At 70.4% G+C, this 25,614-nt stretch carries 31 protein-coding genes; 16 read left to right on the top strand and 15 right to left on the bottom strand.

Going from position 1 to position 25,614, the window contains the following annotated elements; translation table 11 throughout:
• Positions 1-31: 31 nt before the first annotated feature.
• The 6 genes from GXW71_RS13115 to GXW71_RS13090 form a co-directional block, all read right to left on the bottom strand.
• The gene (locus GXW71_RS13115) at positions 32-454 is read right to left on the bottom strand and encodes a DUF3775 domain-containing protein (RefSeq protein ID WP_211852968.1); all 423 of its coding nucleotides are present in this window, start codon (positions 452-454) and stop codon (positions 32-34) included.
• A 64-nt stretch (positions 455-518) separates the two neighbouring features.
• Positions 519-1,346, bottom strand: coding sequence for an aldo/keto reductase (locus tag GXW71_RS13110; RefSeq protein WP_246526535.1), 828 nt, complete (start codon positions 1,344-1,346; stop codon positions 519-521).
• Between the two features lie 52 nt (positions 1,347-1,398).
• Positions 1,399-2,436, bottom strand: a complete 1,038-nt coding sequence (locus GXW71_RS13105; RefSeq protein ID WP_211852967.1) for a WD40 repeat domain-containing protein — start codon at positions 2,434-2,436, stop codon at positions 1,399-1,401.
• A 53-nt stretch (positions 2,437-2,489) separates the two neighbouring features.
• Positions 2,490-3,521: a CobW family GTP-binding protein gene (locus GXW71_RS13100; RefSeq protein WP_211852966.1), complete on the bottom strand. Its 1,032-nt coding sequence runs from the start codon at positions 3,519-3,521 to the stop codon at positions 2,490-2,492.
• Between the two features lie 45 nt (positions 3,522-3,566).
• A complete protein-coding gene (locus tag GXW71_RS13095) occupies positions 3,567-4,319 on the bottom strand; it encodes a hypothetical protein (protein WP_211852965.1) in 753 nt (250 codons plus the stop codon).
• Positions 4,320-4,334: 15 nt separating this feature from the next.
• Entirely contained in the window at positions 4,335-5,666 is a 1,332-nt protein-coding gene (locus tag GXW71_RS13090; protein ID WP_211852964.1) for an aspartate aminotransferase family protein, read from the bottom strand.
• Between the two features lie 120 nt (positions 5,667-5,786).
• Between GXW71_RS13090 and GXW71_RS13085 the strand changes: the two genes are divergently transcribed.
• The 3 genes from GXW71_RS13085 to GXW71_RS13075 are packed head-to-tail and all read left to right on the top strand — an operon-like array spanning position 5,787 to position 8,094.
• Positions 5,787-6,440, top strand: a complete 654-nt coding sequence (locus GXW71_RS13085; protein ID WP_211852963.1) for a glutathione S-transferase family protein — start codon at positions 5,787-5,789, stop codon at positions 6,438-6,440.
• Positions 6,437-7,327: a VOC family protein gene (locus GXW71_RS13080; RefSeq protein ID WP_246526534.1), complete on the top strand. Its 891-nt coding sequence runs from the start codon at positions 6,437-6,439 to the stop codon at positions 7,325-7,327. Before GXW71_RS13085 ends, GXW71_RS13080 begins: the two co-directional genes overlap by 4 nt.
• Positions 7,324-8,094, top strand: coding sequence for an FkbM family methyltransferase (locus tag GXW71_RS13075; RefSeq protein WP_211852961.1), 771 nt, complete (start codon positions 7,324-7,326; stop codon positions 8,092-8,094). The genes GXW71_RS13080 and GXW71_RS13075 overlap by 4 nt, the downstream gene beginning before the upstream one ends.
• Before the next feature lie 93 nt (positions 8,095-8,187).
• Here the strand turns inward: GXW71_RS13075 and GXW71_RS13070 are convergent, their stop codons facing one another.
• Entirely contained in the window at positions 8,188-8,691 is a 504-nt protein-coding gene (locus GXW71_RS13070) for a GcrA family cell cycle regulator (protein ID WP_211852960.1), read from the bottom strand.
• Between the two features lie 345 nt (positions 8,692-9,036).
• Between GXW71_RS13070 and coxB the strand changes: the two genes are divergently transcribed.
• From coxB to GXW71_RS13025, 10 genes are all read left to right on the top strand, one after another.
• Positions 9,037-9,942: a cytochrome c oxidase subunit II gene (gene coxB, locus GXW71_RS13065; protein WP_211852959.1), complete on the top strand. Its 906-nt coding sequence runs from the start codon at positions 9,037-9,039 to the stop codon at positions 9,940-9,942.
• 29 nt (positions 9,943-9,971) lie between these two features.
• Positions 9,972-11,582, top strand: a complete 1,611-nt coding sequence (ctaD, locus tag GXW71_RS13060) for a cytochrome c oxidase subunit I (protein ID WP_211852958.1) — start codon at positions 9,972-9,974, stop codon at positions 11,580-11,582.
• 25 nt (positions 11,583-11,607) lie between these two features.
• Positions 11,608-12,564 carry a heme o synthase gene (locus tag GXW71_RS13055; RefSeq protein ID WP_211852957.1) on the top strand — a complete coding sequence of 319 codons (957 nt, stop codon included), beginning with the start codon at positions 11,608-11,610 and terminating at the stop codon, positions 12,562-12,564.
• Positions 12,561-12,689, top strand: coding sequence for a hypothetical protein (locus GXW71_RS35170; protein WP_281417362.1), 129 nt, complete (start codon positions 12,561-12,563; stop codon positions 12,687-12,689). The genes GXW71_RS13055 and GXW71_RS35170 overlap by 4 nt, the downstream gene beginning before the upstream one ends.
• The gene (locus GXW71_RS13050) at positions 12,686-13,291 is read left to right on the top strand and encodes a cytochrome c oxidase assembly protein (RefSeq protein ID WP_211852956.1); all 606 of its coding nucleotides are present in this window, start codon (positions 12,686-12,688) and stop codon (positions 13,289-13,291) included. Before GXW71_RS35170 ends, GXW71_RS13050 begins: the two co-directional genes overlap by 4 nt.
• Positions 13,292-13,359: 68 nt before the next feature.
• Complete coding sequence (locus GXW71_RS13045) at positions 13,360-14,211, top strand: cytochrome c oxidase subunit 3 (RefSeq protein ID WP_211852955.1); 852 nt, start codon at positions 13,360-13,362, stop codon at positions 14,209-14,211.
• Between the two features lie 2 nt (positions 14,212-14,213).
• Positions 14,214-14,537, top strand: coding sequence for a DUF983 domain-containing protein (locus GXW71_RS13040; RefSeq protein WP_367617300.1), 324 nt, complete (start codon positions 14,214-14,216; stop codon positions 14,535-14,537).
• Between the two features lie 14 nt (positions 14,538-14,551).
• Entirely contained in the window at positions 14,552-15,232 is a 681-nt protein-coding gene (locus tag GXW71_RS13035; RefSeq protein ID WP_211852954.1) for an SURF1 family protein, read from the top strand.
• 92 nt (positions 15,233-15,324) lie between these two features.
• Positions 15,325-16,812 (top strand): carboxypeptidase M32, encoded by a 1,488-nt coding sequence (locus tag GXW71_RS13030; protein ID WP_211852953.1) that lies wholly within the window; start codon positions 15,325-15,327, stop codon positions 16,810-16,812.
• A gap of 117 nt (positions 16,813-16,929) precedes the next feature.
• Complete coding sequence (locus tag GXW71_RS13025; RefSeq protein ID WP_211852952.1) at positions 16,930-17,532, top strand: D-Ala-D-Ala carboxypeptidase family metallohydrolase; 603 nt, start codon at positions 16,930-16,932, stop codon at positions 17,530-17,532.
• A 4-nt stretch (positions 17,533-17,536) separates the two neighbouring features.
• On the opposite strand, the gene GXW71_RS13020 is transcribed toward GXW71_RS13025, so the two are convergent.
• The 8 genes from GXW71_RS13020 to GXW71_RS12985 all read right to left on the bottom strand — a co-directional run bounded on the left by GXW71_RS13020 (position 17,537) and on the right by GXW71_RS12985 (position 24,150).
• Entirely contained in the window at positions 17,537-18,715 is a 1,179-nt protein-coding gene (locus GXW71_RS13020) for an MFS transporter (RefSeq protein ID WP_211852951.1), read from the bottom strand.
• A gap of 83 nt (positions 18,716-18,798) precedes the next feature.
• A complete protein-coding gene (gene ccmI / locus GXW71_RS13015) occupies positions 18,799-19,596 on the bottom strand; it encodes a c-type cytochrome biogenesis protein CcmI (protein ID WP_211852950.1) in 798 nt (265 codons plus the stop codon).
• A complete protein-coding gene (locus GXW71_RS13010) occupies positions 19,593-20,033 on the bottom strand; it encodes a cytochrome c-type biogenesis protein (RefSeq protein ID WP_211853082.1) in 441 nt (146 codons plus the stop codon). Before GXW71_RS13010 ends, ccmI begins: the two co-directional genes overlap by 4 nt.
• Before the next feature lie 143 nt (positions 20,034-20,176).
• On the bottom strand, positions 20,177-20,749 hold the full coding sequence (locus GXW71_RS13005; RefSeq protein ID WP_211852949.1) for a DsbE family thiol:disulfide interchange protein: 573 nt from the start codon (positions 20,747-20,749) through the stop codon (positions 20,177-20,179).
• A complete protein-coding gene (locus GXW71_RS13000; protein WP_211852948.1) occupies positions 20,746-22,707 on the bottom strand; it encodes a heme lyase CcmF/NrfE family subunit in 1,962 nt (653 codons plus the stop codon). Before GXW71_RS13000 ends, GXW71_RS13005 begins: the two co-directional genes overlap by 4 nt.
• Positions 22,704-23,213 (bottom strand): cytochrome c maturation protein CcmE, encoded by a 510-nt coding sequence (gene ccmE / locus GXW71_RS12995; protein ID WP_211852947.1) that lies wholly within the window; start codon positions 23,211-23,213, stop codon positions 22,704-22,706. The genes GXW71_RS13000 and ccmE overlap by 4 nt, the downstream gene beginning before the upstream one ends.
• On the bottom strand, positions 23,210-23,344 hold the full coding sequence (ccmD, locus tag GXW71_RS12990) for a heme exporter protein CcmD (RefSeq protein ID WP_211852946.1): 135 nt from the start codon (positions 23,342-23,344) through the stop codon (positions 23,210-23,212). The genes ccmE and ccmD overlap by 4 nt, the downstream gene beginning before the upstream one ends.
• Positions 23,341-24,150 (bottom strand): heme ABC transporter permease, encoded by an 810-nt coding sequence (locus GXW71_RS12985; RefSeq protein ID WP_367617299.1) that lies wholly within the window; start codon positions 24,148-24,150, stop codon positions 23,341-23,343. The genes ccmD and GXW71_RS12985 overlap by 4 nt, the downstream gene beginning before the upstream one ends.
• Positions 24,151-24,235: 85 nt before the next feature.
• Here GXW71_RS12985 and GXW71_RS12980 point away from each other — a divergent pair, with 85 nt between their 5' ends.
• The 3 genes from GXW71_RS12980 to GXW71_RS12970 are packed head-to-tail and all read left to right on the top strand — an operon-like array spanning position 24,236 to position 25,292.
• Positions 24,236-24,529: a YciI family protein gene (locus GXW71_RS12980; protein ID WP_211852945.1), complete on the top strand. Its 294-nt coding sequence runs from the start codon at positions 24,236-24,238 to the stop codon at positions 24,527-24,529.
• On the top strand, positions 24,526-24,948 hold the full coding sequence (locus tag GXW71_RS12975; RefSeq protein WP_211852944.1) for an EVE domain-containing protein: 423 nt from the start codon (positions 24,526-24,528) through the stop codon (positions 24,946-24,948). Before GXW71_RS12980 ends, GXW71_RS12975 begins: the two co-directional genes overlap by 4 nt.
• Positions 24,945-25,292 carry a Rieske (2Fe-2S) protein gene (locus GXW71_RS12970; RefSeq protein WP_211852943.1) on the top strand — a complete coding sequence of 116 codons (348 nt, stop codon included), beginning with the start codon at positions 24,945-24,947 and terminating at the stop codon, positions 25,290-25,292. The genes GXW71_RS12975 and GXW71_RS12970 overlap by 4 nt, the downstream gene beginning before the upstream one ends.
• Positions 25,293-25,614 lie beyond the last annotated feature (322 nt).

Genomic DNA, 25,614 nt, shown 5'->3' with positions numbered 1-25,614 from the left:
GACCACCATGCAACCCCGCGCGGATGACCGCCTATCGCTCGACATCCTCGATCGAGAGGCCGAAGGCGGCCACACCCTCCGCCAGCAGATCGCCGAGCATGTCCATCGAAAGCAGGTACTCGGCAGCATCGCGGCCGTCGTTCCGCTCCGCGGCCAAGGCCCGCGCCTCGTCCCATTCCTCCGGGCCGTAGTCGCCGCGGCCGACCCAGGCAAGCGCGATGAGCGAGACCTGCTCGTCCTCGTTCAGCTCGCCGATGAAGGCGCGAAGCGTCGCCTCGGTCCCTTCGTCATCGGCCTCCTCGAGCAGCGCGGCTTCGGAATCCTGGTCCTCGTCCGGCGTCTCGGGGTCGGCCTCCTCCTTGCCTTGCAGGGCGCGGGCATTGTCCACCACGGTCGCCACCGCTTCCAGGCTGATGCCGAGATCCACGTCGTCGTCGTCGTCTTCCGTTGCCATAAGCGTCTCCTGCTCGCCAAAAAGGCTCTAGCTTCGGGATGCGGCCAAAGTTGCGCAGTCCCGTTCAACCATTCTCCCAGTCCGGTGCGAAGGCGGGATTCACCAGGCGGCGGTTCTTGGGCAGGGCGGCGATGGTGGCCAGGTCCTCGGCGTCCAGGCGGAGCGCCAGGGCGCCGAGATTGGCGCCCTGGTTCAGCACCCCCGCGGATTTCGGGATCGCGGCCACATGCGGGTGGCGCAGCACCCAGGCGAGCGCCACCTGCACCGGCGTCGCACCGTGCTTCTGCGCGATGCCCCGGATCGCCGGATCCTCGGCCACCGCATTCTTGGTGGTGGGCGAATAGCAGGTGAAGGCGGCGCCGTGCTCCCGCGCCAGGTCCAGCAGCGGCGTCTGGTCCAGGTAGATATGATGCTCCACCTGCAGGCAGGCGATCGGCGTGATGCCGGCGGTCAGGGCGCGTCGGAACAGCTTCGGCGGGAAATTGCAGACGCCGACGGCGCGCGCCAGCCCGGCGCCGCGCGCCGCCTCCAGCGACCGCAGGCAGGCATCGAGGTCCATGGCCGGGTTCGGCCAGTGGATGAGGAACAGGTCCACGTGATCGAGCTTCAGCCGCGCGAGCGAGGCCGCGATCGCGCCCCGGATGCCATCCGGCGTCAGCTTGTCGTGCCAGACCTTGGTGGTGACGAAAAGCGCGTCCCGCGCCACGCCGGAGGCGGCGATGCCGGCCCCCACCGCCTCCTCGTTGCCATACATCTCGGCGGTGTCGAGATGGCGGTAGCCGAGGCCGATCGCGCTTTCCACCGCCGCCTGGCACTCCGCGCCCTTCATCGGCCAGGTGCCGAGGCCAAGCTTCGGCATCCGCATATGCGGCGTTTCGATCATCGGCATCATGATGCAGCCCCTGACTGTCTGATGGGCGGATCCGCGCCCGCCGGGGCGCGCCCTACCGCTTGGAGAGATCGAGAAGCCCGGCGAAACCCTTGTCCGTGCCAAACGCAAGATGCGTGCCGGCCGGATTCCAGGCGAGGGCGGACACGCCGCCATGCCCGGGGGCGGCGACCGGCACGACCTTGCCGGAGGCGATCTCGGCGATCAGCACCAGCCCGTCCTCGAAGCCCGCGGCCACGACCTCATGCTGCGGATGCGCCGCGACCTGGGTGCAGATGACGCCGTCGCCGCCGGCGAGCTCGGTCGGCGCCTTGCCCATCGGGCCGCCGCCGAAGAAGGGCCAGAGCACGATGGATTCGGCGCCGGAGGTCGCGAGCCAGCGGCCCTTGGCGGTGAAGGAGATGCTGCGCGTCTTGGCCGGGTAGCCCGACATGCGCATGTGCTGGCCATCGGCCAGGCGCCAGCCATGCAGCGCATTCTCCTGCATAGCGGTCACCACATGCGTGCCGTCCGGGCTGATCGCGAGGATGCCGTGGCTGCCCTTCCATTCAAGGAGCCGAGGCTTGTCCTCCTTCGCCCCCACGAACCAGAGCGAGGCGCCGTTGTAGTGACTGGCCGCGACGCGCTTGCCCTTGGGATCGAAGGCGAGGCCCGCGACAGTCGAGGGATGCGCGAGGGATTTCAGGGCGCCGCCCTTGGCATCCAGCACATGCACCGCTTTGCCCACGGCGGCGGCACGGAGGCCGCTCTCATGCGCGGCGACATGGTCGATCCACTTCGACCCATAGCGCGCGATCTCGGACAACTCGCCTTCGGAGGAGACGCGGAGCAGTCTGCCGTCGTCGCCGCCCGAGAGCGCCCCGTCCTTGCCATCCGGGCAGAGCGCGAGCACGGCGCCCGCATGGCCCTCCACCCGCGTCCAATCACCTTCGAGGCGGGCGAGATGGAAGGCGCCGTCGCCGGTGCCGAGGATGCAGCTCCGCCCCTCCCGCCCGAAGGCGATGCCGACGACATAGGCATCGAGCTCGCGCGAGACGCCCCGCGCATCGAGCAGGAAATCGGCGGAGGCATTTGTTTCATCCGGCCGATTCACGCTCCGCTCCTCGTCGCTGCGCGCCTGCGGGGCTCCGCGATCGGGCGCACCACTCATGCCGCGTCGGGGCTCCAACGGGCGATCTCGGCCTCGATCTTCTTCACGTCCTCGCCCGCCTGGCAGGCCTCGAAGCCGCGGCGGAGCTGCGGGCGGTTCAGGTCGCGGCCGATGAAGACGATTTTCGAGCGGCGCGGATCGCCCTCCTTCCAGGGCCCGATATAGTCGCCATCGGCGATCATATGCACCGCCTGGAAGGCGAAGCGGCGGTCGTCGCCCTGGTAGTGCAGCACGCCCTTGGTGCGCAGCAGGTCCTGCCCCTTATGCGCCAGCACCTGCTGGATCCAGGCGTTGAAACGCTCGGCGTCGATCGGCCGCTCGACCTCGAAGGAGACGCTGGTGATCTCGCTGTCATGCTCGTGGTCGTCATCGCCCGAGAGGAAGTCGGGCTCGCGTTCCAGGATGCGGGCGAGGTTGAAGGCGTCGCGTCCGAGCACGGCATCGATCGGCACGTTCGATTTCTCGGCGCGGCGGATCTCGGCATAGGGGTTGATGGTGCGGATGCGGCGCTCGACCGCATCGGCCTCCTCCGGCGTCACCAGGTCCATCTTGTTGAGGACCAGGATGTCGGCGAAGGCGATCTGCTCCTCGGCTTCCTTCGAGTCCGCCAGCCGCGCCAGCAGGTGCTTCGCGTCGACGACGGTGACGATGGCATCGAGCTTGGTGGCCCGCTTCACATCCTCGTCGGCGAAGAAGGTCTGGGCGACCGGGGCCGGGTCGGCGAGGCCGGTCGTTTCGACGATGATGCCATCAAGGTCGCCCTTGCGCTTCATCAGGCCGCCGATGATGCGGATCAGGTCGCCGCGCACCGTGCAGCAGATGCAGCCATTGTTCATTTCGAACACTTCCTCGTCGGCATCGACGACGAGGTCGTTGTCCACCCCGAGCTCCCCGAATTCGTTGATGACTACGGCGTATTTCTTGCCATGGTTTTCGGAGAGGATGCGGTTGAGCAAGGTGGTCTTGCCGGCGCCGAGATAGCCGGTGAGCACCGTGACGGGCACGGGTGTGCGGGCGGTATCGCTCATCGCTGGGTCCTTGGTCGTGGCGGCCGGGGGCCGCGCCTCGGGCCGTTATATGGTATCGGGCGCGGCAGGCTCCACCGCCGCCTCGCGCCGCAGGGCCGCGCCATGCTCATAGCGGAGCAGGCTGCGGGCGGCGATGACGGCCGAGGCGAGGCCCATGAAGCGCACCCCACCGGCGACCGGCCGCTCGGCCAGCAGCCGGGCGGCATGGGCGGCGACCGGCAGGCCGAGGCTCTCGAACTCGTCGGCGAGCAGGCTCGCGGTCATGGAGATGGCGCCCTCCTCCGCCTCGCGCAGCGGCAGGATCCGGCCGGCGAGGTCGTCGAGCCGGTCCCGGTCGCGGCCGATATCGGCCGCGGCGCGGTTCTCGTAGCGGGTGGGGTCGAGTGCCGGCGTGCCGCGCCGGGCCTTCACAGCGTCCCGGAGCGCCGCCTCCAGCGCGCGGTCCTCGGTGTCGTGCAGCGCCATGCCGTCGAGCGTCATGGCCTTGGCCATGGCGGTCGCCTTGCCGGTGAAGTCGGTGGTCAGGCCGAAGGTGGCGACGGCGCCGGCCCAGGGCGGCAGGCCGCGCAGCTTCTCCACCAGCTCCGGCACTGCGGTGTCGCCGGGGCGCAGCTCCACGACCAGGGCGTCCACGCCGCCGCGCCCGATGACCGCCAGCACGAAGCTGCTGTCGGCCGGCGCCTCGGCCCGGTGGCCGAGGCGCCGCAGCCGCAGCAGGGTCAGCATGCGGCGGGAGCGGTCCGGATCGAAGACGATCAGGTTGAGCGGCCCGGCTTCGTCTCGCGGCACCTGGGTCATGGAGGGGTCAGGCTCTCACGCTGCCTCGGCGGTGATCGCATCGGCCAGCGTGCCGATCAGCCGGTCGACATGCGGGCGCTCCACGATCAGCGGCGGCGACAGCGCGACGATGTCCCCGGTGACGCGCACCAGGACGCCGGCATCGAAGCAGCGGCGGAAGATGTCCATGGCGCGGGTCCCCGGCTTGCCCGGGCGCGGCGCCAGCTCGATGCCGCCGATCAGGCCGAAATCGCGGGTGTCGATCACGTTCGGGCGATCCTTCAGGCTGTGGATCGCGTCCTGCCAATAGGGCTCGATCGCTCGCGCCCGGCCGGGCAGGTCCTCGGCCCGGTGCAGCTCGAGCGTCGCGACGGCGGCGGCCGAGGCCAGCGGATGCCCGGAATAGGTATAGCCGTGGAACAGCTCGATGCCGCCGGCGACGCCATCGACGATCGTGTCATAGACGGTCTGGGATGTGGCGACCGCGCCCATGGGGACGGCGGCGTTGGTCAGGCCCTTGGCCATGGTGATGATATCAGGCGTCACGCCCAGGCGCTCGCTGCCGAAATTGGTGCCGAGGCGGCCGAAGCCGGTGATGACCTCGTCGAAGATCAGCAGGATGCCGTGCCTGGTGCAGAGCTCGCGCAGCCGCTGCAGGTAGCCCAGGGGCGGCACCAGCACGCCGGTCGAGCCGGCGACCGGCTCCACCATGACGGCGGCGATGGTCTCGGCGCCATGCAGCGCGACGATCGCCTCCAACGCATCCGCGAGCTCCGCGCCGTGCTCGGGCTGCCCGCGGGAGAAGGCGTTCTTCGCCGGCAGGTGGGTGTGGGGCAGGTGGTCGGCATAGGGCAGCAGCGCGCCGAACTGCTTGCGGTTCGGGCCGATGCCGCCGACCGTGATGCCGCCGAAGCCGACGCCATGATAGCCGCGCTCCCGCCCGACCAGCCTGACGCGGCTGCTCTCGCGGCGGGCCTTGTGGTAGGCGAGCGCGATCTTCAGCGCGGTATCGGCGCTCTCGCTGCCGGAATTGGTAAAGAAGACGCGGTCGATACCGTCCGGCGTCATCTCGGCGACCCGGGCCGCCGCCTCGAAGGCGATCGGATGGCCGAGGTTGAAGGTCGGCGCGAAATCCATCAGCGCCGCCTGCTTCTGGATCGCCTCGGTGATCTCGCGCCGGCCATGGCCGGCATTGCAGCACCAGAGGCCGGCGGTGCCGTCCAGCACCTCCCGCCCCTCGGGCGTGAAGTAGGACATGCCCTCGGCGCGGTAGAGCAGGCGCGGATTGGCCTTGAAGTACTTGTTGTCGGTGAAGGGCATCCAGAACGCGTCGAGGTTGTTCGGACGCGGGGCGGAAATCTCGTTCATCGTGGGCCCTCCAAGCGGCGTCTCACAGAACACCGCGGCCGGGCCCTGGGCAAGCCCGCTTCGCGCGGTGGGGGCGGCGTGGCATGGTCCCGGCCCCCAAACGCCGGGAGCATCGTCGCCATGCCGGAAGGCCGTCTCGTCATTGGAAACAAGCGCTACTCCTCCTGGAGCCTGCGCGGCTGGCTGCTGGTGCATCTGGCCGGGCTGGACGTGGAGGAGGTGGTGATCCCGCTCGCCGGCGGGTCGACGCCCGCGATCAAGGCGGCGACCCCGGCCGGCCTGGTGCCCTACCTGGAGCACCGCGGCGCCGCGGCCTGGGAAAGCCTGGCGATCGCCGAATACTGCGCCGAGATCGCGCCCGGCCTCTGGCCCGCGGACCGCGTGGCGCGCGCCCAGGCGCGCAGCGTGGCGGCGGAGATGCATGCCGGCTTCCGTGGCCTGCGCATGAACATGCCGATGAACCTCGGCGGCCATTTCCCCGGCCGCGGGCGGGCGCCGGAAGCGCTGGCCGACATCGCCCGCATCGAGGCGATCTGGGCGGAACTGCTGGGCGTGCATGGCGGCCCCTTCCTGTTCGGCACCGATTTCGGGGCCGCGGATGCGATGTTCGCGCCGGTCGTCGCCCGGTTCCTGACCTGGGAGCCGGAGCTCGCGCCGGCCAGCCGCGCCTATGTGCAGGCGGTGCGCACCCATCCGCTGGTCGCCCGCTGGTATGACGAGGCGGCGCTGGAGCCTGCCGAATGGCTACTCGAGAAATACGAGAACCCGGCATGAGCGGCGCCGCCACCGGGCTCGACCATGTCGGGCTCTGCCTCGCCGATCCGCGTCCGGTCTGGGCGGTTTATGAGGCGCTCGGCTTCACCTTGAGCCCGGCGGCGCGGCAGAGCGGCCGCCGGACGCCCGACAGCCCGGTCGAACCCTACGGCACCGGCAACCGCTGCGCCCTGTTCCGCGAAGGCTATGTCGAGATCCTCGGCATCCTCGACCCGGGGCTGTTCGACAATGGCGTGAAGCGCTTCGTCGCGCGCTACGAGGGGGCGCACATCATCGCGCTCGCGGTCGCGGACGAACAGGCGGCGCTGGCGCGGCTGCGGCGCGCCGGCATCGACATCCCCGGCGTCTCCCACCTCGAGCGCCCGGTGGATGCCCCGGACGGTCCGCGCGCCCGCTTCGCCCGGCTGCCGGTGCCGGAAGCGCCGGAAGGGCGCCTGCAGCTCATCCGCCACCTGACGCCGGAGCTGGTCTGGCAGGATCGCTGGCTGGAGCACGCCAATCGCGCCGTGGCGCTGGAAAGCGTGACCCTGGTCGCTGCCGAGCCGGCGGAGAGCGCGGCACGCCTCTCCCGCCTCGCGGGCGTGGCGCTGGAGCCGGATCCGGCTGATGGCTTCGTGCTGCCGCTGCCGGGCGACCCTGCGGCGCCGGTCGGCGGGCCGAAGCGCCCGACCCGCATCCGCATCCTGCCGCCGGACGCGCTTGGCACCGTCTTCCCGGGCGTCGCGGTGCCGGCGCTGCCCTTCATCGCCGGCTTCGTCATCCGCACCGATGATGGCAATGCCGCGGCGCGCCGCCTGCTCGGTCACCTGCCGCTGCGGGCGGCGCCGGAGGGGCTGATGGTCCCGCCGGAGCTGGCCGGGGGCGCGGCGCTGGTCTTCGCGGAGTGACCACCACCTCGGCGATATCGCGGAGCCTGCGCACCTACTACGCGCCGGGCCGGGCGGCGACGCTCGACGCTTTCCACGCGCGTTTCCTCGGGCCGGGGGATCTCGCCTTCGATATCGGCGCCCATGTCGGCGACCGCGCGGCCAGTTTCCGGAGGCTGGGCGCCCGGGTGGTGGCGCTGGAGCCGCAGCCGCGCCTGCACCGCGTGCTGCGCCGGCTGGCGCGGGGCGATGCCGGGGTGACGCTGGTCGCCGCCCTGGCCGGCGCCGAGGCGGGGGAAGCGGTGCTGCGCCTCAACACCGCCAATCCGACGGTTGCGACGGCGAGCGAGGCTTTCATCGCCGCGGCCGATGGCGCGGGCGGCTGGGAAGGGCAGGTCTGGGACACGGCGCTGACCCTGCCGGTCACCACCATCGATGCGTTGGCGGCGCAGCATGGCTGGCCGGATTTCGCGAAGATCGATGTCGAGGGTTACGAGGCAGCGGTGCTGGCCGGCCTCTCGCGCCCGATCCGGGCGCTGTCCTTCGAGTTCACGACCATCCAGCGGGATGTCGCAGGCGCCTGCCTGGCGCGGCTATCGGCACTCGGTTATCGCGCCTTCAATGCCTGCCTTGGCGAAAGCATGGCCTTCGCACTGCCGGATGCGGTGGATGCGAACGCGATGGGCGCCTGGATCAACGCCCTGCCACACGCCGCCAACAGCGGCGATGTCTATGCCAGCCTGGAGCCCGCCAGACTGGCAGGACAAACGGCACGACAAGCCCCCTGAGCCGGACCGGCTCCCCCACCGGTCCGGCTCCTGGGCGTGATGACTTGAGGCCGCTGCGGCCGAAAAGTCTGAATCACGCGATCAGACAAAGCCTCAGGCAGCGTCCTCGCGGCGGTCGCGGGCCTTCACATAGGCCAGGGCTGCATGCTCGGCGCAGTAGGGTTTGCCGCCGAGGGATTCCGCGGTGCAGAAGCGGAAATCCGCCGTGCCGGGCTCGCCGATCGGCCAGCAGCAGGTGCGCGCGCCGGCGCGCGGGAAGCTGCGCACCACCGCGGTTGGCTGCGGCGTGACCACGGGCGCCGGCGCAGCGGCGACCATCGGCGCCGGCCGGCGGATCACCGGCGCAGCGGGGCGCGGTGTCTCCCGCGGCAGAGCCTCGCGGCCGAGCGGGATGCGCGGCGCGGCCGGACGCGGCACCGCCACCCGCGGTACCGCTTCACGCCGGATCGGGCTCGGTCGCGCCGGCAGGTTCAGCCGGTGCGCCTTGCCGACCACGGCATTCTTCGAAATACCCATGCGACGGCCGATTTCCGCCGTCGACAAACCCTCCGCCCAGAGTGCGCGGAGACGGTCGATCGATTCCGAATTCCAATCCATGTGGCCAGTCTCCCAGGTCCCCTGACACACAACATACGGTAGTCTAAACGCGGTTGGGGACACAAGTTCTGGCGTAGGGGGGTGGCAGCAGAATTCTGTGGAAAAGCCCGCAGCGGGTTCCGCGGCGTCGCGCTCACTTGTGCGCCGCCGCACCTCGCGACTATGGTCCGCGCGCGTCGGCGGATCGGGTGATCGACCTTCCGACACGCAGGGGCAGGCCGGGCGCGGCCGCCCCTGTTTCGGCTCAGGACGCGGCGATTGGGACAGGAGCGCGCCGCCTCGGCGGGTGCGCGAGTGGGACATGGGATGCGGGTTTCGAACGGATTGCGTCGCGGCTTGGCCGTGATGGGAACAGCACTCGGTCGGCGGCTCGCCGGCGTCATGGCCGCCGTCGCGGCCTTCCTGATCGCATTGCCGGCCCCGGCGCAGGAGGCGCGCCCGATGGTGGGCGAGCCGCATGCCTGGGCGATGGGCCTGCAGGAAGCGGGCGGGCCGGTGAAGGAAGCGATCCACGACTTCAATCAGCTCGTGCTCTACATCATCATCGTGATCACGGTCTTCGTGGCCGGGCTGCTCGGCTGGTGCATGTACCGGTATCGCGAGGCCAAGAACCCGACGCCGTCGCGCACCAGCCACCACACGGTGCTGGAAGTCGCCTGGACGGTGCTGCCGGTGCTGATCCTGCTGGTGATCGCGATCCCGTCCTTCCGCCTGATCTACTACCAGGACCGGGTGCCGGGCGCCGACCTGACGATCAACGTGCAGGGGCGGCAGTGGTACTGGCACTACGCCTATCCCGATCACGGCAACTTCGCCTTCGACAGCTATCCGGTGCCCGAGGATCAGTTGCCCGCCGACCAGCGGCACCTGTATCGCCTCGCGGTCGACAATCCGCTGGTGGTGCCGGTCGGCGCGAATGTGCGGGTGATCACCACCGGGCAGGACGTGATCCACAGCTTCTTCGTGCCTTCGCTCGGCGTGCAGAAATACACGATCCCCGGCCGCACGCTGGAGACCTGGTTCCGTGCCGACCGCCCCGGCACCTTCTACGGCCAATGCAACCAGATCTGTGGCCAGAACCACTGGTTCATGCCGATCGTCGTCCGCGCCGTGCCGCAGGCCGAGTTCCAGGCCTGGGCCGCCGAGGCCCGCACCCGCTTCGCCCGCGAGGACGGCACCCCGACTGAACCCGCGCCCGCCATCGCGGCGGCGCCCGACGACACCACCCGGATGGCGGAGGCGCGCCGGTAACCCCGGCGCCGATGCAAGGACAGAGCAGCATGGCGACCGCTTCGCACGCGCATGACGATGGCCACGGCCACGACGGGCATCACGATCACAAGCCAGGTTTCGTGGCGCGGTGGCTGTTCTCCACCAACCACAAGGACATCGGCACCCTCTACATCATCTTCTCGATCCTGGCGGGCCTGATCGGCGGCGGCCTCTCGATCCTGATGCGGATGGAGCTGCAGAGCCCCGGCATGCAGTATTTCGCCGACGGGCAGATGTGGAATGCCGTGGTCAGCGCCCATGGCCTCATCATGGTGTTCTTCGTCGTGATGCCGGCGCTGATCGGCGGCTTCGGCAACTGGTTCGTGCCGATCATGATCGGCGCGCCGGACATGGCCTTCCCGCGCCTCAACAACATCAGCTTCTGGCTGCTGGTGCCGGCCTTCCTGCTGCTCGGCGGCAGCATGTTCGTGGGCCAGGGCGCCGGCGCCGGCTGGACCATCTACCCGCCGCTGTCGACCGACACCTACCAGACCGGCCCGGCGATGGACATGGCGCTGTTCGCGCTGCACCTAGCGGGCGCCAGCTCGATCCTCGGCGCGGCCAACTTCATCACGACCATCCTGAACATGCGCGCCCCCGGCATGACGCTGCACAAGATGCCGCTCTTCGTCTGGGCGATGCTGGTGACGGCCTTCCTGCTGCTGCTCGCGGTGCCGGTGCTCGGCGGCGCGATCACCATGCTGATCACCGACCGCAACTTCGGCACCGCCTTCTTCAAGCCCGATGGCGGCGGCGACCCGGTGCTGTTCCAGCACCTGTTCTGGTTCTTCGGCCACCCCGAAGTCTACATCATGATCCTGCCGGGCTTCGGCATCATCAGCCACATCCTCTCGACCTTCAGCCGCAAGCCGATCTTCGGCTATCTCGGCATGGCCTACGCCATGGTCGCGATCGGCGCGGTGGGCTTCGTGGTGTGGGCGCACCACATGTTCACCTCCGGCATCGATGTCGATACGCGCGCCTACTTCATGGCGGCGACGATGGTCATCGCGGTACCGACCGGCATCAAGATCTTCTCCTGGATCGCGACGATGTGGGGCGGCTCCATCCGCCTCGACACGCCGATGCTCTTCGCGATCGGCTTCATCTTCCTGTTCACGATGGGTGGCGTGACGGGCGTGGTGCTGGCCAATGCCGGCATCACCCAGATCCTGCACAACACCTATTACGTGGTCGCGCACTTCCACTACGTGCTGAGCCTCGGCGCGGTGTATTCGATCTTTGCCGGTTTCTACTATTGGATCGGCAAGATGAGCGGCCGGCAGTACCCTGAATTCTGGGGGAAGGTGCACTTCTGGATGTTCTTCATTGGCGCCAACGTGACCTTCTTCCCGCAGCACTTCCTGGGTGCGCAGGGCATGCCGCGGCGCTACGGTGATTATCCGGATGCGCTGCACGGCTGGAACATGGTCTCCTCGATCGGCAGCTATATCTCGGCGGCCTCGGTCCTGGTGTTCCTCTATGTCGTGTGGCGGACCTTCACCAGCAAAGAGCAGCTGCCGGCGAACTACTGGGGTGAAGGTGCGACAACGCTCGAATGGCAGGTCAGCAGCCCGCCGCCCTTCCACACCTTCGAGGATCTGCCGCGCGTCCGCTGAGGCGCGCCAAGACGGGGAACGCAGCATGAGCGACGCCGTGCTGGAGCCGGGCAGGGGGGGCAGCGCCCCCCTTGCCACGTCGACGGGGTCGGAGCTTTCCGAGGTCCGCGACTGGATCACCCTGCTGAAGCCGCGGGTCGTCTCGCTCGTGGTGCTGACCGGGATCATCGGGCTGATCGTCGCACCCGGATCCCTGCACCCGGTGCTGGCGGCGGCGGCGATGGTCTGCATCGGTCTCGGCGCCGGCGCCGCGGGCGCCATCAACATGTGGTACGACCGCGACATCGATGCGCTGATGCGGCGCACCGCGAAGCGCCCGATCCCGGCCGGGCGCATCGCACCCAATGGCGCGCTCGGCTATGGCGTCGTGCTCGCGATGGCCTCGGTCGCCATCATGGGCCTCGCGACCAACTGGGTCGCGGCCGGGGTGCTGGCGCTGTCGATCGCCTTCTACGTCGTCGTCTACACCATCTGGCTGAAGCGCCGCACGCCGCAGAACATCGTGATCGGCGGTGCCGCCGGGGCCTTTCCGCCGGTGATCGGCTGGGCGGCGGTGACCGGCGACGTGACCTTGGTGCCGGTGATTCTCTTCGCCATCACCTTCTTCTGGACCCCGCCCCATTTCTGGGCGCTGAGCCTCTGGGCGCATGGTGACTACGCGCGCGCGCGCGTGCCGATGCTGCCGGTGACCCATGGCGCGCGGGAGACGCGGCGCCAGGTGCTGCTCTATACGCTGGTGCTGGTACCGGTCACGCTGCTGCCCTGCGCGATCGGCTTCTCCTCCTGGATCTACGGTGCGGCGGCGGCGCTGCTGGGCGCGGAATACCTCCGGCTCAACTGGCTGGTCTGGAAGGACGCGCAGGACGAGGCCGGCCGCAGCCTGACCAATGACCGGCCGGCGCGGCGGGCCTTCAAGTTCTCCCTGGTCTATCTGGCGGTGCTGTTCCTGGCGCTCGCCGTCGACCGGCTGGTCCTGGCATGACACCCGAGGAACGCGCGGCCTTCGACCGCCGCCGCCGCGCCCGCAACTGGGCGATCCTCGCCGGGCTGCTGGCGCTGGTGGCCTTGTTCTATTTCATCTCGGTCGCGAGGTTGACGCGCGGATGACGGACCAGACGGTGCAGCGGCGCAATCGCCGCATGGTGCTCGGGCTCGGCGGCGTGGCCGCCGGCATGGCCGGGCTGTCCTTCGCCGCGGTGCCGCTTTACCGCGTGTTCTGCCAGGTCACCGGCTACAACGGCACCACCCAGCGCGGCGGGACGGCGCCGGCCGTCGCCGGCGATTCCAGCGTCACCATCCGCTTCAACGCGACCACCCAGCCGAACCTGCCCTGGCGCTTCCAGCCGGAGCAGAACGCCGTGACGCTGCGCGTGGGCGAGGAAGGGATGGCCTTCTACACCGCCATGAACCTCTCCGGCGCGCCGGTGACCGGGGTCGCCACCTACAACGTGACGCCGGAGAAGGTGGGGCGCTACTTCCACAAGACCGCCTGCTTCTGCTTCGACGAGCAGACCTTGGCGCCGCACCAGCGCGTGGACATGCCGGTGGCCTTCTGGGTCGATCCGGAGATCGCCCGCGATCCGAACACCCGCGACGTGAGCGTGATCACCCTGTCCTACACCTTCTTCCGCACCCTGGCCGACGCCGAGCGCGCCGGTGCGCTTGCCTCCGCCGGCCCGCATGTCGGGCGGGCGGCGGGCATCCCTTGATCGGCAGCCGCATTTCGGCATTGATGCGGCGCAGAACGCGGGGCGCGCCCCACCCGGAGCAGAGTTGAATGGCCAGCACGATCGAGATCGCCGAGGCGGAAGTGCCGCCCCCGCACAAGCACCCCTACCATCTGGTCGATCCGTCGCCCTGGCCGCTGGTCGGCGCCTTCTCGGCCGGCGCGATGCTGTTCGGCATCGTCCTCTTCGCGCATTACGGCACGCATTGGATGTTCATCCTCGGCCTCATCGGCGTGCTGGCGACCATGGCGCTCTGGTGGCGCGACGTGGTGAAGGAAGCGCGGACGCCGGGGCTGCACACCCCTGTGGTCCGCATCGGCCTGCGCTACGGCATGATGCTGTTCATCGCCTCGGAGGTGATGTTCTTCGTCGCCTTCTTCTGGGCTTTCTTCCACTTCGCCCTCTATCCCGAGCATGTCTCCGGCGCCACGGCCCATGTCTGGCCGCCGGCCGGCATCCACACCTTCGACCCCTTCGGCCTGCCCTTCCTGAACACCATGATCCTGCTGCTCTCGGGCTGCACGGTGACCTGGGCGCACCACGCGCTGCTGGAGAATGACCGCAAGGGCCTGATCCAGGGCCTGGCGATCACCGTGGTGCTGGGTCTGCTGTTCACCACGCTCCAGGCCTATGAGTATGCGGAAGCGCCGTTCAGCTTCCACGGCGGCGGGATCTATCCCTCGACCTTCTTCCTGGCGACTGGCTTCCACGGCTTCCACGTGATCATCGGCACGCTGTTCCTGGCGGTCTGCCTGTTCCGTGCCATCAAGGGGCATTTCACCCCGGCCCGGCATTTCGGCTTCGAGGCTGCCGCCTGGTACTGGCATTTCGTGGACGTGGTGTGGCTGTTCCTCTTCACCGCCATCTACTGGTGGGGCGCCGGCGAGATCGCGGCCCACTGAGAGTGATCCGGGCGGCGCTGCTCGGGCGCTGCCCGCGCTGCGGCAAGGGCAGGCTGTTCACCGGCCTGCTGACCCTGCACCCGGCCTGCGACGCCTGCGGGCTCGACCTTGCCGCCCATGACGTCGGCGACGGACCGGCGGTCGCCGGTATCTTCGTGGTCGGCGCGGCGGCGGTGGTCGCGGCGCTGGTGGTCGACGTGAAGTACCAACCGCCGCTCTGGGTGCATGCGGTGGTCTGGCCGGCGCTGGTGCTGGGGCTCGCGGTCTTCGTGATGCGCGCCGCCAAGGCGGCGCTGCTGGCCCTGAACTGGCGACACCGGCACTGACACCCCGCATCCGCATGCGCCGCATCCTGCTCCCCATCCTGGCCGTGCTGCCGGCCTTCGCCATGCTGGTGGCGCTCGGCACCTGGCAGGTCCATCGCCTGCGCTGGAAGACCGACATGCTGGCCGCCATCGCCGCGTCGGAGGCAGGGCCGCCGGCGCCGCTCGGCGCCGCGCCTCTGACCTTCGCGAAGGTGGAAGCGCGCGGCCGCTTCGATCACGCGCGGGAAGTGCGGCTCGGGCTGGAGGTGCGGGGCAATGTGCTCGGTACCCAACTCGTCACGCCGCTGCTGCGGGATGGCGCGCCGCCGCTGCTGGTCGATCGCGGCTGGGTGCCGATGGGCGGCAACCAGCCGATCGCGCGGCCGGAGGGGGAGGTCGCCGTCACCGGCTGGGTGCTGCCCGCGGAGCCCGGCGGCTGGTTCGCCGCGGAGGACGACGTCAGGGGTCGGCAATTCTACAGCTTCGATCCCGCGAAGATCGGCGCGACGCTCGGCCTGCCATCGGTCGCGCCCTTCGGGCTGGTGGCGCTGGGCAACGCGCCCGCCGGTGCCTTGCCCGACCCGGCGCGGGTATTGCCGCGGCCTCCCAACAACCATCTGGGCTATGTCATCACCTGGTACGGGCTGGCGCTGGCGCTGCTGACTGTCTTCGCCGTCTGGATGCGCCGCCGCCTGAACACGACCGCTTCAAGCTGAAGCGATCGCGTCCAGGCATTGTGTTTGATCGCGTGATTCAGACTTTCGGCGGGAACAGCCTCAAGTCATCACGCTCTGAAGGACGCTGCCGCATGAGCAACGCCGCCTATGACCGCCTGAAGGTGCGTTTCGCGCGCATCGCGACGCTCGGCGAAGCCTCCGCCATGCTGCACTGGGACGCCGCCGCCGTGATGCCGCCCGGCGGCGGCGAGGCGCGGGGCGAACAGCTCGCAACCTTGGCAGGCCTCGGCCATGAGCTGCTGACGGCGCCCGAAGTTGCGGAGGATCTCGCGGCCGCGGCCGCGGAGGGCGCCTGGGATGAGGCCAACCTCGACCTGATGCGGCGTGCTCATCTGCGCGCGACCGCGCTGCCGACCGCGTTGGTCGAAGCCAGCGCCCGCGCCAACTCGGCCTGCGAGAAGATCTGGCGCGAGGCCAAGGCGGCCGCCGATTTCGCCCGCATCCGCCCGGCGCTCGAGACCGTGGTGCGGCTGCAGCGGGAGACTGCGCAGGCGCTCGCCGGGGCGACCGGCCTCACCCCTTATGACGCGCTGATGGACAGCTACCAGCGTGGCGTCACCGCCGCCGATGTGGAACCGGTCTTCGCTGCCTATGAGGCCTTCCTGGCCGATGCCCTGCCGCGCGCCGAGGCGATCCAGGCGGCGCGGCCGGCGCCCATCCTGCCCGAAGGGCCCTTCCCGACGGCGCAGCAGCGGGCACTCTGCCAGGAACTCTCGGCGGCGATCGGCCTCGACTACACGCATGCGCGGCTCGATGAGAGCCTGCACCCCTTCTGCGGCGGCACGCCGACCGATGTGCGCATCACCACCTTCTACAGCGAAGCCGGGTTCGAGAAGTCACTCCTCGGCGTGCTGCATGAGACCGGACATGCGCTCTACGAACGCGGCCTGCCGACGGCCTATGCCCGCCAGCCAGTGGGTGAGGCGGCCGGCATGGCGGCGCATGAATCGCAAAGCCTGATCATGGAGATGCAGGCCTGCCGGTCCGATGCCTTCCTCAGCTTCCTCGGCCCCAAGCTGCACGCCACCTTCGGCGGCGGCGCCGCGCCCTATGCGCCGGCCAATCTCGCGCGGCTGTGGCGGCGGGTCTCCCGCGGCTTCATCCGCGTCGATGCCGATGAGCTGACCTATCCCGCCCATGTCATCCTGCGCTTCCGGCTGGAGCGCGCGCTGATCGGCGGCGAGCTCTCGGTCGCCGACCTGCCCGGCGCCTGGAACGAGGCGCTGCACCGCCTGCTCGGCATCACGCCGCCCGACGATGCGCAAGGCTGCCTGCAGGACATCCACTGGCATGACGGCGCCTTCGGTTATTTCCCGAGCTACACGCTCGGCGCCATGGCGGCGGCGCAGCTCATGCGCGCCGCCCGGGCCGCGACGCCGGGGCTGGATGCGGCGCTGGCGCAAGGCGACACGGGGCCGCTGCTCACCTGGCTGCGCACCCATGTGCATGGCCAAGGGGCGCGGCTCGGTTTCCAGGATCTGCTGCGCGCGGCGACCGGCAAGCCGCTCGATCCCGCGGACTTCACCACGCACCTGACCGAGCGCTACCTCACCGCATGACATGCGGGCTCCGGGCGCGGGGGACAGCCTGATCACGACTCGTCATGATGACAAAAAATACATTGCGATAGCGCTTCGATCCGATCACGGTCCCGGCCAAGGAGCCGGGAGGGGAGCATGTCGGGCAGCTTCAACGAGACGAAGTTCGCGGCCTTCATCGCCAACATCAACCTGCAGCATTTCGGCTACGAAGAATTGCTGGTCGGCCGCTACAAGGCCGACAACGGCCCGCCGCCGGAGCATCTCTGGGACAATATCGTGCCGACCATCGTGGTGCTGGACGCGCTGCGCGAGGAGTACAAGGCCTCGATCAAGCTGATCAGCGTCTATCGCACCGAGGCCTACAACGACCCGACCAAGCATCCCGGGCGGGCACCCACCAGCACGCATCAGGCCTTCTCCGCGGTCGATTTCCAGGTCGACGGCGTGAAGCCGGACAATGTCCGGGCAAAGCTCCGCGAATGGGAATGCTGCAAGGTCTTCTGGTCCGGCTACGAATTCAAGCGCGTGGACGCCAAGCTCTCGACCGGCAAGGTCATCAAGATGGGGCCGATGTGGAAGATGCGCCCGGCCGGTGCCTATTGGGGCGTCGAGTTCCAGTTCCGCGGCTATGTGAAATCCTACGGTGCCAGCTTCACGCATCTCGACACGCGCGGCCTGACCAATTCCAGCCCCGGTGACACGCATCATGGGGAAGGTGCCGACGAATGGGCGGGGTAAAGGCCTACCCTGCCGGCCGCGCGAACAGCACCCGCTGCGTCCAGATCGCGAGCGCCAGGACGACCAGCGCGGCAAGGCCGAGGCCGGCGCCGTAGCCGGCCAGGCCGATGACCAGGCCGAAGCCGAGCGACCCCAGGCTCTGGCCGAAGAACAGCGCCATGGCGAAGGCCGAAACCGCGGTCGCGCGCGCCTCCGGCAACGCTTCCGTCGCGCGGGTTTGCAGCACGCCGTGGAAGGCGAAGAAAGCGAGCCCAGCCGGCACCTGCAGGCCCGCCACCAGCCACCACACCGGTGCGACCGCCATGGCCCCGAGCAGGCCGAACAGCGCGACGCCGCCGATCAGGATCAGCCCGCGTTCCCCGAACCGTCCGATCAGCCATCGGGCGAGGCGGGTATAGGCGAAGGCGCCGATGCCGAAGCCAGCGACCACGAAGCCCGCCTCGGCGGCGGAAAGGTGGAAGCGCTCGATCAGATAGGCGCCGATGAAGGGGAAGGCGCCGCCGAACAGGCAGAAGCCGTCGATGAAGGCGGCCGCCAGCAGCCGTCGGCCGGTGCGGCGCCGCAGGATGGCGTAATAGCCCGCGACGCCACCGCCACCTTCCGCCCTCTCCGGCTTCCGCCACAACGCGCCGCCGAGCCGCAATGCCAGGGCCAGCGCGACGACCAGCGCCATGACGCCCAACACCAGGAAGGAAGCGCGCCAGCCGAAATGCTCGCCGACCACGCCGGAAACCGGCCCGGCCAGGAGCTGCGCCAGCACCATGCCGGTCAGGAAGCGCCCGAGCATCGCCTGGCGGTCCTGGTAGGGCACGTTGTCGCCGATCCAGGCGATGGAGACCGGGATGATGGCTCCAGCGACGGCACCGGTCAGCACGCGCAGCGCCACCATGGCGCCAAGGCTCCAGGCCAGCGCGCAGGCGGCGGTGCAGAGGCCGTAGAGCAGCAGCGCCAGCCAGACCACGCGCAGCTTGCCCTGCCGGTCGCCGACCGGCCCCACCACCACCTGCCCCGCGCCATAGGCGAGGGCAAAGGCGGCGATCACCGTGGAGGCAGCGCCGACCGTCGTTCCGAAATCGCCGGCCACCATCGGCAGCAACGGATCGAGCAGACGCATGCCGCAGCCGGCGGCGAATGCCGCGGCCGAGAGCCAGGGCAGGATGGAGAGATCGGCAGGACGGGGCACGCACAGCGCATGGGACGGGCGCAACGCGGCGTCAACCTGTGTGGCGGCGACCGGGAGGGGGGCTGGCCCTCTCCGGCTCGGTCTCACGGCAGCGTGTCGAGCTGGCGTTGCACCAGGCTGCGCCAGGGGGCTTCCGGCGGTGCGTCGGCAAGCAGGGCCTGCCATGTGGTGCGCGCCGATTCGGGCCGGCCGGCGCGGGCTTCCGCGAGGCCTGACAGGAAGCGCAGCCGGGGGTCGCCCGGGCGCTCCGACAGCGCGCGCGCGAGCAGCGGTGCGGCCGCTTCGGGGCGGCCGCGTTCGATCTCGATCTCGGCGACATCGCCGGCGAGGCCAGGGTCGAAGCGGGCTGCCAGGGCGCGGGTCCAGGCCTCTGCCGCCGCATCGAAGCGGCCGCGCGAGCGTTCAGCATTGCCGAGCAGCACATAGCCCTGCCGCGCGCCATCGCTCGTCGGATCGACCTGCGCCAGACGCGCGCGCAGTGCTCCGACTAGCGCTTCCTCCTGCTCCGCCACCTCATGGCGCAGCGTATAAGGGGCGGAGGGCATGTCGGGCGTGCCGCGCAGCAGATAGAGGCCGAGCGCCAGCAGCGGCACCAGCGCCAGCACCGCGAGCAGGGGGCGGGACGCGCGCCGCGCCTGCGGCGCGGCAGGGTCGGCCTGCGGCGCCGCGAGCAGGCGGCGCTGAAGTTCCAGCAGGGCGGCGCGATGGGAGGCTTCGTCCATGCGGCCCTCCGCGTGTTCGCGGTCGAGCTCGGCGCGCTGTGCGGCGTAGAGGGCGCGGTCGGCCTCGGCGCGGCCGCGCGGGTGCGGCGGGCGCAGCAGCGCGAGGGCGAGCGGCGCCAACGCCAGGACGGCGAGGATCGCGATCAGCAACCAAGTCATACGCGCGGCGTCTCGTCGAGCTCGGCGAGGCGGGTGCGTTCGGCCTCGGTCAGGGGGGCGGGCTCCGGCGTCGCGGCGATGCGCCGGCGCATCAGCAGGATCGCGAGAATGCCGCCGCCGAGCGCGATCGCCGGCGTCGCCCAGAGCAGCGCGGTGACGGCGTTCACCGGCGGGCGCAGCAGCACGAAATCGCCGTAGCGGGCATGGACGAAATCAATGACGCGGGTGCTGTCCTCACCGGCCGCCACGCGCTCCCGCACGACGCGGCGCAGGTCGCGGGCAAGGTCGGCGTCGCTGTCCTCGATCGACTGGTTCTGGCAGACGAGGCAGCGGAGCTGCCGCCCGATGGCCTCGGCGCGGGCTTCCTGCGCGGGATCGGGCAGGCGCTCCTCCGGCGTGCCCACTGCGGCGAAAGCAGGCACGGCCAGCAGCAACATCAGCGGTACGAAGCAGAGCCTCGGACCGAGCGCCCGAATGGGCGCCGCCGGTAGTCCGGCGAAGCCAAGCAGGCCGGAGGCCTGCGCGTCACGCGAAGAGCGTGCCTTCGGCACGACGCGTTTGAGGGCAGAAAAAATACCCATCATGCATAGCGCCGCAGCAGAGGGCCGATGTCCTGCTCCAGCACCTCGGGCGTCACCGGGCCCGCCCAGCGCCAGCGCACGATGCCGTCCTTGTCGAGGAGATAGGTCTCCGGCACGCCATAGACGCCCCAGTCGATGGCGACGCGTCCCGGCTCGTCGCGGCCGAGGCGGCGGAAGGGGTTGCCGTGGCGGGTCAGGAAGGTCTGCGCGTCGGGTGCGCGGTCCTTGTAGTTGATGCCGAAGACCGGCACGCCCCGGCGCGCCAGGTGCATGAGCTGCGGATGCTCGACGATGCAGGGCACGCACCAGCTCGCCCAGAAATTCACCAGGAAGGGTCGGCCGACACCGCGCAGGTCGGCATCCGCCAGCGCCGGCAGGTTGGCGCTCTCGAGTGGCGGCAGGTCGAAGCCAGGCGCCGTCCGGCCGACGAGCTGGGATGGCACCCCGCGCGGGTCGTAGCTGCCGGATTGCAGGCCGCGCAGCATGGCGTAGAAGCCCGCGCTGCCGGCCATGGCGATGCCGAGCGGCGCGTAAAGCAGCCAGCGGCGGCGTGGCTTGGGGGCATCGCTCATACGGTCTGCGTCGCTCCCTTGGGCGCCGGCGCGGCGACGCGGGCGCGACGGTCGGAGAGCGAGAGTGCGCCGCCGGCCGCCATCACCAGCGCACCGAGCCAGATCCAGGGCGCCAGCGGGTTGTGGTGCAGGCGCAGCACGGCGGCGCCGTCACGCTCCTCGCCGAGCACCGCATAGAGGTCGCGGAAGATGTTGGTGTGGATCGCGGCTTCGGTGGTGGTCATGCGGGCCACGGGGAAGGACCGGCGCTCGGGCTCCAGCACCGTCACGGTCGCGCCGGCATCGCGCACCGTGACGGTGGCGCGGCGTGCCGACCAGTTGGGGCCGGCGACATCACGCACGCTCTCCAGCCGCCATTCATAGCCGGCGAGGCGGGCGCGCTCCCCGGGGCGGAGCGCGACGAGGGTATCGGTCGCAAGCCCCATGCCGGCCATGCCCGCGATGGTGACGCCGAGCCCGGCATGCGCGAGCGCCGCCCCCCAGGCGCCGCGCGGCAGGTTGCGGGCGCGGTTGAAGGCGTTGCGCGCGGTGGTGCGGAAGGCGCCGCTGCGGTCGAGGATGTCGGCCGCGGCGCCGGCGACGACCCAGATCGCGGCGCCGAAGCCGATCGCCGGCCAGACCGGGCTGCCGGTCAGCAGCAGCGCGATCAGCGCGACCGCGAGGGCGGCCGCCATCGCCCACCAGAGGCGCTGCAGCGCGCCGAACAGCCCCGCGCGCTTCCAGGGCAGCATCGGGCCGACCGCCATGGCGGCGACCAGCGGCAGCGCCAGCGGCGCCGTCGCGCTGTTGAAGAAGGGCGGCCCCACGGAGATGCGGGCACCCATCAGGATGTCGGCGAACATCGGGTAGAGCGTGCCGACCAGCACCACCGCGAGGATCGAGCAGAGCAGCAGGTTGTTCAGCACCAGCGCGCCCTCGCGCGAGACCGGGGCGAAGATGCCGATCGGCGCGAGGCGCCCCGCGCGCCAGCCGAACAGCGCGAAGGCGCCGCCGACATAGATCATCAGCAACACCAGGATAAAAAGGCCGCGTGCCGGGTCATTGGCGAAGGCGTGCACCGAATTCAGCACGCCGGAGCGCACCAGGAAGGTGCCGAGCAGCGACATCGCGAAGGCGAGGATCGCCAGCAGCACGGTCCAGGTCTTCAGCGCCTCGCGCTTCTCGACCACGATCGCCGAATGCAGCAGCGCGGCGCCGGCGAGCCAGGGCAGCAGCGATGCGTTCTCGACCGGGTCCCAGAACCAGAAACCGCCCCAGCCGAGTTCGTAATAGGCCCACCAGGAGCCGAGCGCGATGCCGAGCGTCAGGAAGCTCCAGGCAGCGAGGGACCAGGGCCGCACCCAGCGCCCCCAGGCCGCATCGACGCGGCCTTCCAGGAGTGCTGCGATCGCGAAGGCGAAGGTCACGGCATAGCCGACATAGCCGAGGTAGAGCAGCGGCGGATGGAAGGCGAGGCCGGGATCCTGCAGCACCGGGTTCAGCCCCTGCCCCTCGGCGGCCGGCGGCCAGACGCGGTCGAAGGGGTTGCTGGTCAGCAGGATGAAGGCGTGGAATCCGACCGCGATGGCGCCCAGCACGCCGATCACCCGCGCCTGCAGCGCGCTCGGCAGGTTGCGCCCGAAGCCGGCGACGGCGCCGCCGCAGAGTGCGAGGATCAGCACCCAGAGGACCATCGAGCCCTCATGGTTCCCCCAGGCGCCGGAGATCTTGTAAAGCAGCGGCTTGGCCGAATGGCTGTTGGCGACGACCGCGGAGACGGTCGTGTCGTTGACCACGAAGGACCAGATCAGCGCGCCGAAACCGGCGGCGACCGCGATGAGCTGCGCGGTGGCGAGTGCCGGCGCCAGCGCCATGGCGCGCGCGGCGCCGCGTTGCGCGCCCCAGATCGGCACGACCGTCTGGAACAGCGCGATGGCGCAGGCGAGCGCCAGCGCGAAATGGCCGAGCTCGGGGATCATCCGCCGGCCCGGGTGCTGCGCGGCGCGGTGTTCCAGGTGGCCGCCGGCGGCGCCGCGCCCTGGGACGGGTTCCAGTGGCCGCTGCGGCGCAGCGCATCGGCGACCTCGGGCGGCATATAGGTCTCGTCGTGGCGGGCCAGCACCTCGCTGGCGCGGAAGCCGCCGTCCGGCGTCAGGCGGCCGAGGGCGACGACGCCCTGGCCTTCGCGGAACAGGTCGGGCAGCACGCCGGCATAGGTGACGGTGATGGTGTGGGGCCCGTCGGTGACGCGGAAGCGCGCGGCGGGGCGGCCATCGGCCGCGGTCTCCCGGGTCAGGCTGCCGGCCTCGACGAGGCCGCCGAGCCGGAAGGCGCGGCCATCCCGCGGCGCCTCGCGCGCGATGTCGGAGGGGGAGCGAAAGAAGACCAGATTGTCCTGGAAGGCGGTGAGCGTCAGCGCGGTCGCGGTCCCGATGCCAAGCGCGCAGAGCCCGAGCATCATCAGCCGGCGGCGCTTCCTCGTCATGCGCGCGGATCCAGCGCGGCCAGCCGGGCGCGCGCGGCGCGGTGGCGCAGCACGGCGCCAAGGGCGAGCCCCCCGAAGACCGCGAGCGTCAGCCCGTAGCTGATCGTCACATGCCACCAATGCAGCGTCATGACGTGATGGCGCCTTCCGAAAATCGGCCCTGCTCATGCCGGCGCGCGCTGGCGAGCTCCAGCCCGCGGATGCGCCGTTCCATCACCGCGCTTCTGACCCGCGCCAGCACCAGTGCCGCGAAGAGCAGGGCGAAGCCCGACGCGCAGGTGAGCAGCGGATAAAGCATGTCGACATGCAGCCCCGGCGACCCGAGCCGCGCGACGGAGGCCGGCTGGTGCAGGGTGTTCCACCAGTCGACCGAGAACTTGATAATCGGCAGGTTCACCACGCCGATCAGCGCCAGGATGGCGCCGGCGCGCGCGCCACGCTCCGGCTCCTCGAAGGCGCGGACCAGGGCGGCGTGGCCGAGCCAGAGGAAGAACAGCACCAGCACGCTGGTCAGCCGCGCGTCCCAGACCCACCAGGTGCCCCACATCGGCTTGCCCCAGAGGCTGCCGGTGGCGAGGCAGAGCGCGGTGATGGCGGCCCCGACCGGCGAGAGCTCCCGCGCCGCGAGATCGGCCAGCGGGTGGCGCCAGACCAGCGACAGCACGGAGGCGATGGCGAGTCCGGCATAGCCGCCCATCGCCAGCCAGGCCATCGGCACATGGACATACATGATGCGGACCGTCTCGCCCTGCTGCCAGTCGGGCGGCGAGAAGAGCAGGGCCCAGGCCAGCCCGATGCCGAGCACCAGCAGCGCCGCGGCCCAGAGCCAGGGCATGACCCTGTCCGTCGCCCGCAGGAAGCGGCCGGGATTGGCGAAGCGGTGCAGGCTTCGGCCGGGTGCGATCGGCGCGGCAGGGGCTTGGGGACTGGCGGTCACGGGCGCAAACTAGTGGCTAACCGCTGCGGTTTGAAGGCGCGCCTTCGTCATGGCCCGGCGGCGCAACGAGGGGACCTCTTCCGCCATGCTTTTCGCCATCCGCATTCTTGACCGGCCGGGCATGGCCGAGGCCCGCCGGGCGGTCCGGGCCGCGCATATCGCCTTCCTGCAGCAGCATGCCGCGTCCCTGGTGCTGGCCGGGCCGGTGATGGATGCCGAGGGCGGTTCGATCGGCTCGGTCCGGATCGTCGATGTGCCGGACCGGGCAGCGGCCGAGCGGATGGTGGCGGAGGATCCCTTCGCCAAGGCGGGCTGCTTCGGGGAGATCCGGATCGACCCCTATCGGATCGTCTTCAAGGACGGGAAGCTGGCGGAATGAGCAAGCCCGCGCATTGGCTCGTGAAGAGCGAGCCCGACGCCTTCTCCTGGGACCAGCAGGTCAAGCACGGCACCGAGGCCTGGACCGGGGTCCGCAATCACCAGGCCGCCGCCTTCCTGAAGGCGATGAAGAAGGGCGACCTCGCTTTCTTCTACCATTCCAATGAGGGGAAGGAGATCGTGGGCGTGGTGCGCGTGGTGCGGGAAGCCTATCAGGACCCGACCGACGACACCGGGCGCTGGGTCTGCGTGGATGTGCAGGCGGTCTCCCCGGTGCCGAAGCCGGTCACCCTGGCGACGATCAAGACGGAGCCGAAGCTCGAGGGCATCGCGCTGGTGCGGCAGAGCCGGCTGTCGGTGATGCCGATCTCGGACGCGCATTGGGCGGTGATCGCGAAGTTGGGTGGCTGGAAAGGGTGAGCGAGCGCTTGCTTTGCCGCCTGACGGATATCCCTGATGGCAGCTCGAGGGGGTTTCCGGCGGCGCCTGGCGCCTTCACCGGGCTCTTCGCCGTCCGGCGCGGCGAAACCGTCTTCGTCTACGTGAATTCCTGCCCGCATATCGGCCTGCCGCTGGACCCCGTACCGGACCGCTTCCTCGACGCCAGGGGGCAGAACATCATCTGCGCGGCGCATGGGGCGCGGTTCCGAGTGGAGGACGGGGAATGCATCCACGGCCCCTGCTTCGGCGATCTGCTGGAGAAGGTGGAGGCGCGGATCGACGCCGAGGGCGGCATCTTCGTGCCTGCCGACGCGGGATTGTAGCCCTTCGACACACCCGCCCCGGTTTCGCCGCAGGCCGCGCAGCGGCGCCGCATTCGCCCCGAAAGCACCCTGCCCGCGCCCTCCGGGGAACAAGCCCGACCGCTCAACTCCTCCTTGCGCCACTCGCGCCATACCCAATCAAGGAGGGTTCCAATGCGCCAGAGCCTGAAGTCTTCCCTCGCCGCCGCCCTGCTGACGGGCATCTCCTTCGGCGCCATGGCCAGCGGCACCGCGCCCGCGGCCAGCGGCAGCGCCACCCCGGCGGCTCCGGCGGGCGTGGTCCAGACGCAGCGCCCCGCCGCACCGGCGACCGCGGCCCAGG

The organism is Plastoroseomonas hellenica (assembly GCF_018129085.1).
GTDB lineage: Bacteria > Pseudomonadota > Alphaproteobacteria > Acetobacterales > Acetobacteraceae > Plastoroseomonas > Plastoroseomonas hellenica.
This window is presented reverse-complemented; position numbering and strand designations above follow the sequence as displayed.

Coding starts and splice junctions, on each gene's coding strand:
- GXW71_RS13115 (WP_211852968.1), bottom strand. CDS start 454: ATGGCAACGGAAGACGACGACGACGACGTGGATCTCGGCATCAGCCTG.
- GXW71_RS13110 (WP_246526535.1), bottom strand. CDS start 1,346: ATGATGCCGATGATCGAAACGCCGCATATGCGGATGCCGAAGCTTGGC.
- GXW71_RS13100 (WP_211852966.1), bottom strand. CDS start 3,521: ATGAGCGATACCGCCCGCACACCCGTGCCCGTCACGGTGCTCACCGGC.
- GXW71_RS13095 (WP_211852965.1), bottom strand. CDS start 4,319: ATGACCCAGGTGCCGCGAGACGAAGCCGGGCCGCTCAACCTGATCGTC.
- GXW71_RS13090 (WP_211852964.1), bottom strand. CDS start 5,666: ATGAACGAGATTTCCGCCCCGCGTCCGAACAACCTCGACGCGTTCTGG.
- GXW71_RS13085 (WP_211852963.1), top strand. CDS start 5,787: ATGCCGGAAGGCCGTCTCGTCATTGGAAACAAGCGCTACTCCTCCTGG.
- GXW71_RS13080 (WP_246526534.1), top strand. CDS start 6,437: ATGAGCGGCGCCGCCACCGGGCTCGACCATGTCGGGCTCTGCCTCGCC.
- GXW71_RS13070 (WP_211852960.1), bottom strand. CDS start 8,691: ATGGATTGGAATTCGGAATCGATCGACCGTCTCCGCGCACTCTGGGCG.
- coxB (WP_211852959.1), top strand. CDS start 9,037: ATGGGAACAGCACTCGGTCGGCGGCTCGCCGGCGTCATGGCCGCCGTC.
- ctaD (WP_211852958.1), top strand. CDS start 9,972: ATGGCGACCGCTTCGCACGCGCATGACGATGGCCACGGCCACGACGGG.
- GXW71_RS13055 (WP_211852957.1), top strand. CDS start 11,608: ATGAGCGACGCCGTGCTGGAGCCGGGCAGGGGGGGCAGCGCCCCCCTT.
- GXW71_RS35170 (WP_281417362.1), top strand. CDS start 12,561: ATGACACCCGAGGAACGCGCGGCCTTCGACCGCCGCCGCCGCGCCCGC.
- GXW71_RS13050 (WP_211852956.1), top strand. CDS start 12,686: ATGACGGACCAGACGGTGCAGCGGCGCAATCGCCGCATGGTGCTCGGG.
- GXW71_RS13045 (WP_211852955.1), top strand. CDS start 13,360: ATGGCCAGCACGATCGAGATCGCCGAGGCGGAAGTGCCGCCCCCGCAC.
- GXW71_RS13035 (WP_211852954.1), top strand. CDS start 14,552: ATGCGCCGCATCCTGCTCCCCATCCTGGCCGTGCTGCCGGCCTTCGCC.
- GXW71_RS13030 (WP_211852953.1), top strand. CDS start 15,325: ATGAGCAACGCCGCCTATGACCGCCTGAAGGTGCGTTTCGCGCGCATC.
- GXW71_RS13025 (WP_211852952.1), top strand. CDS start 16,930: ATGTCGGGCAGCTTCAACGAGACGAAGTTCGCGGCCTTCATCGCCAAC.
- ccmI (WP_211852950.1), bottom strand. CDS start 19,596: ATGACTTGGTTGCTGATCGCGATCCTCGCCGTCCTGGCGTTGGCGCCG.
- GXW71_RS13010 (WP_211853082.1), bottom strand. CDS start 20,033: ATGTTGCTGCTGGCCGTGCCTGCTTTCGCCGCAGTGGGCACGCCGGAG.
- GXW71_RS13005 (WP_211852949.1), bottom strand. CDS start 20,749: ATGAGCGATGCCCCCAAGCCACGCCGCCGCTGGCTGCTTTACGCGCCG.
- GXW71_RS13000 (WP_211852948.1), bottom strand. CDS start 22,707: ATGATCCCCGAGCTCGGCCATTTCGCGCTGGCGCTCGCCTGCGCCATC.
- ccmE (WP_211852947.1), bottom strand. CDS start 23,213: ATGACGAGGAAGCGCCGCCGGCTGATGATGCTCGGGCTCTGCGCGCTT.
- ccmD (WP_211852946.1), bottom strand. CDS start 23,344: ATGACGCTGCATTGGTGGCATGTGACGATCAGCTACGGGCTGACGCTC.
- GXW71_RS12980 (WP_211852945.1), top strand. CDS start 24,236: ATGCTTTTCGCCATCCGCATTCTTGACCGGCCGGGCATGGCCGAGGCC.
- GXW71_RS12975 (WP_211852944.1), top strand. CDS start 24,526: ATGAGCAAGCCCGCGCATTGGCTCGTGAAGAGCGAGCCCGACGCCTTC.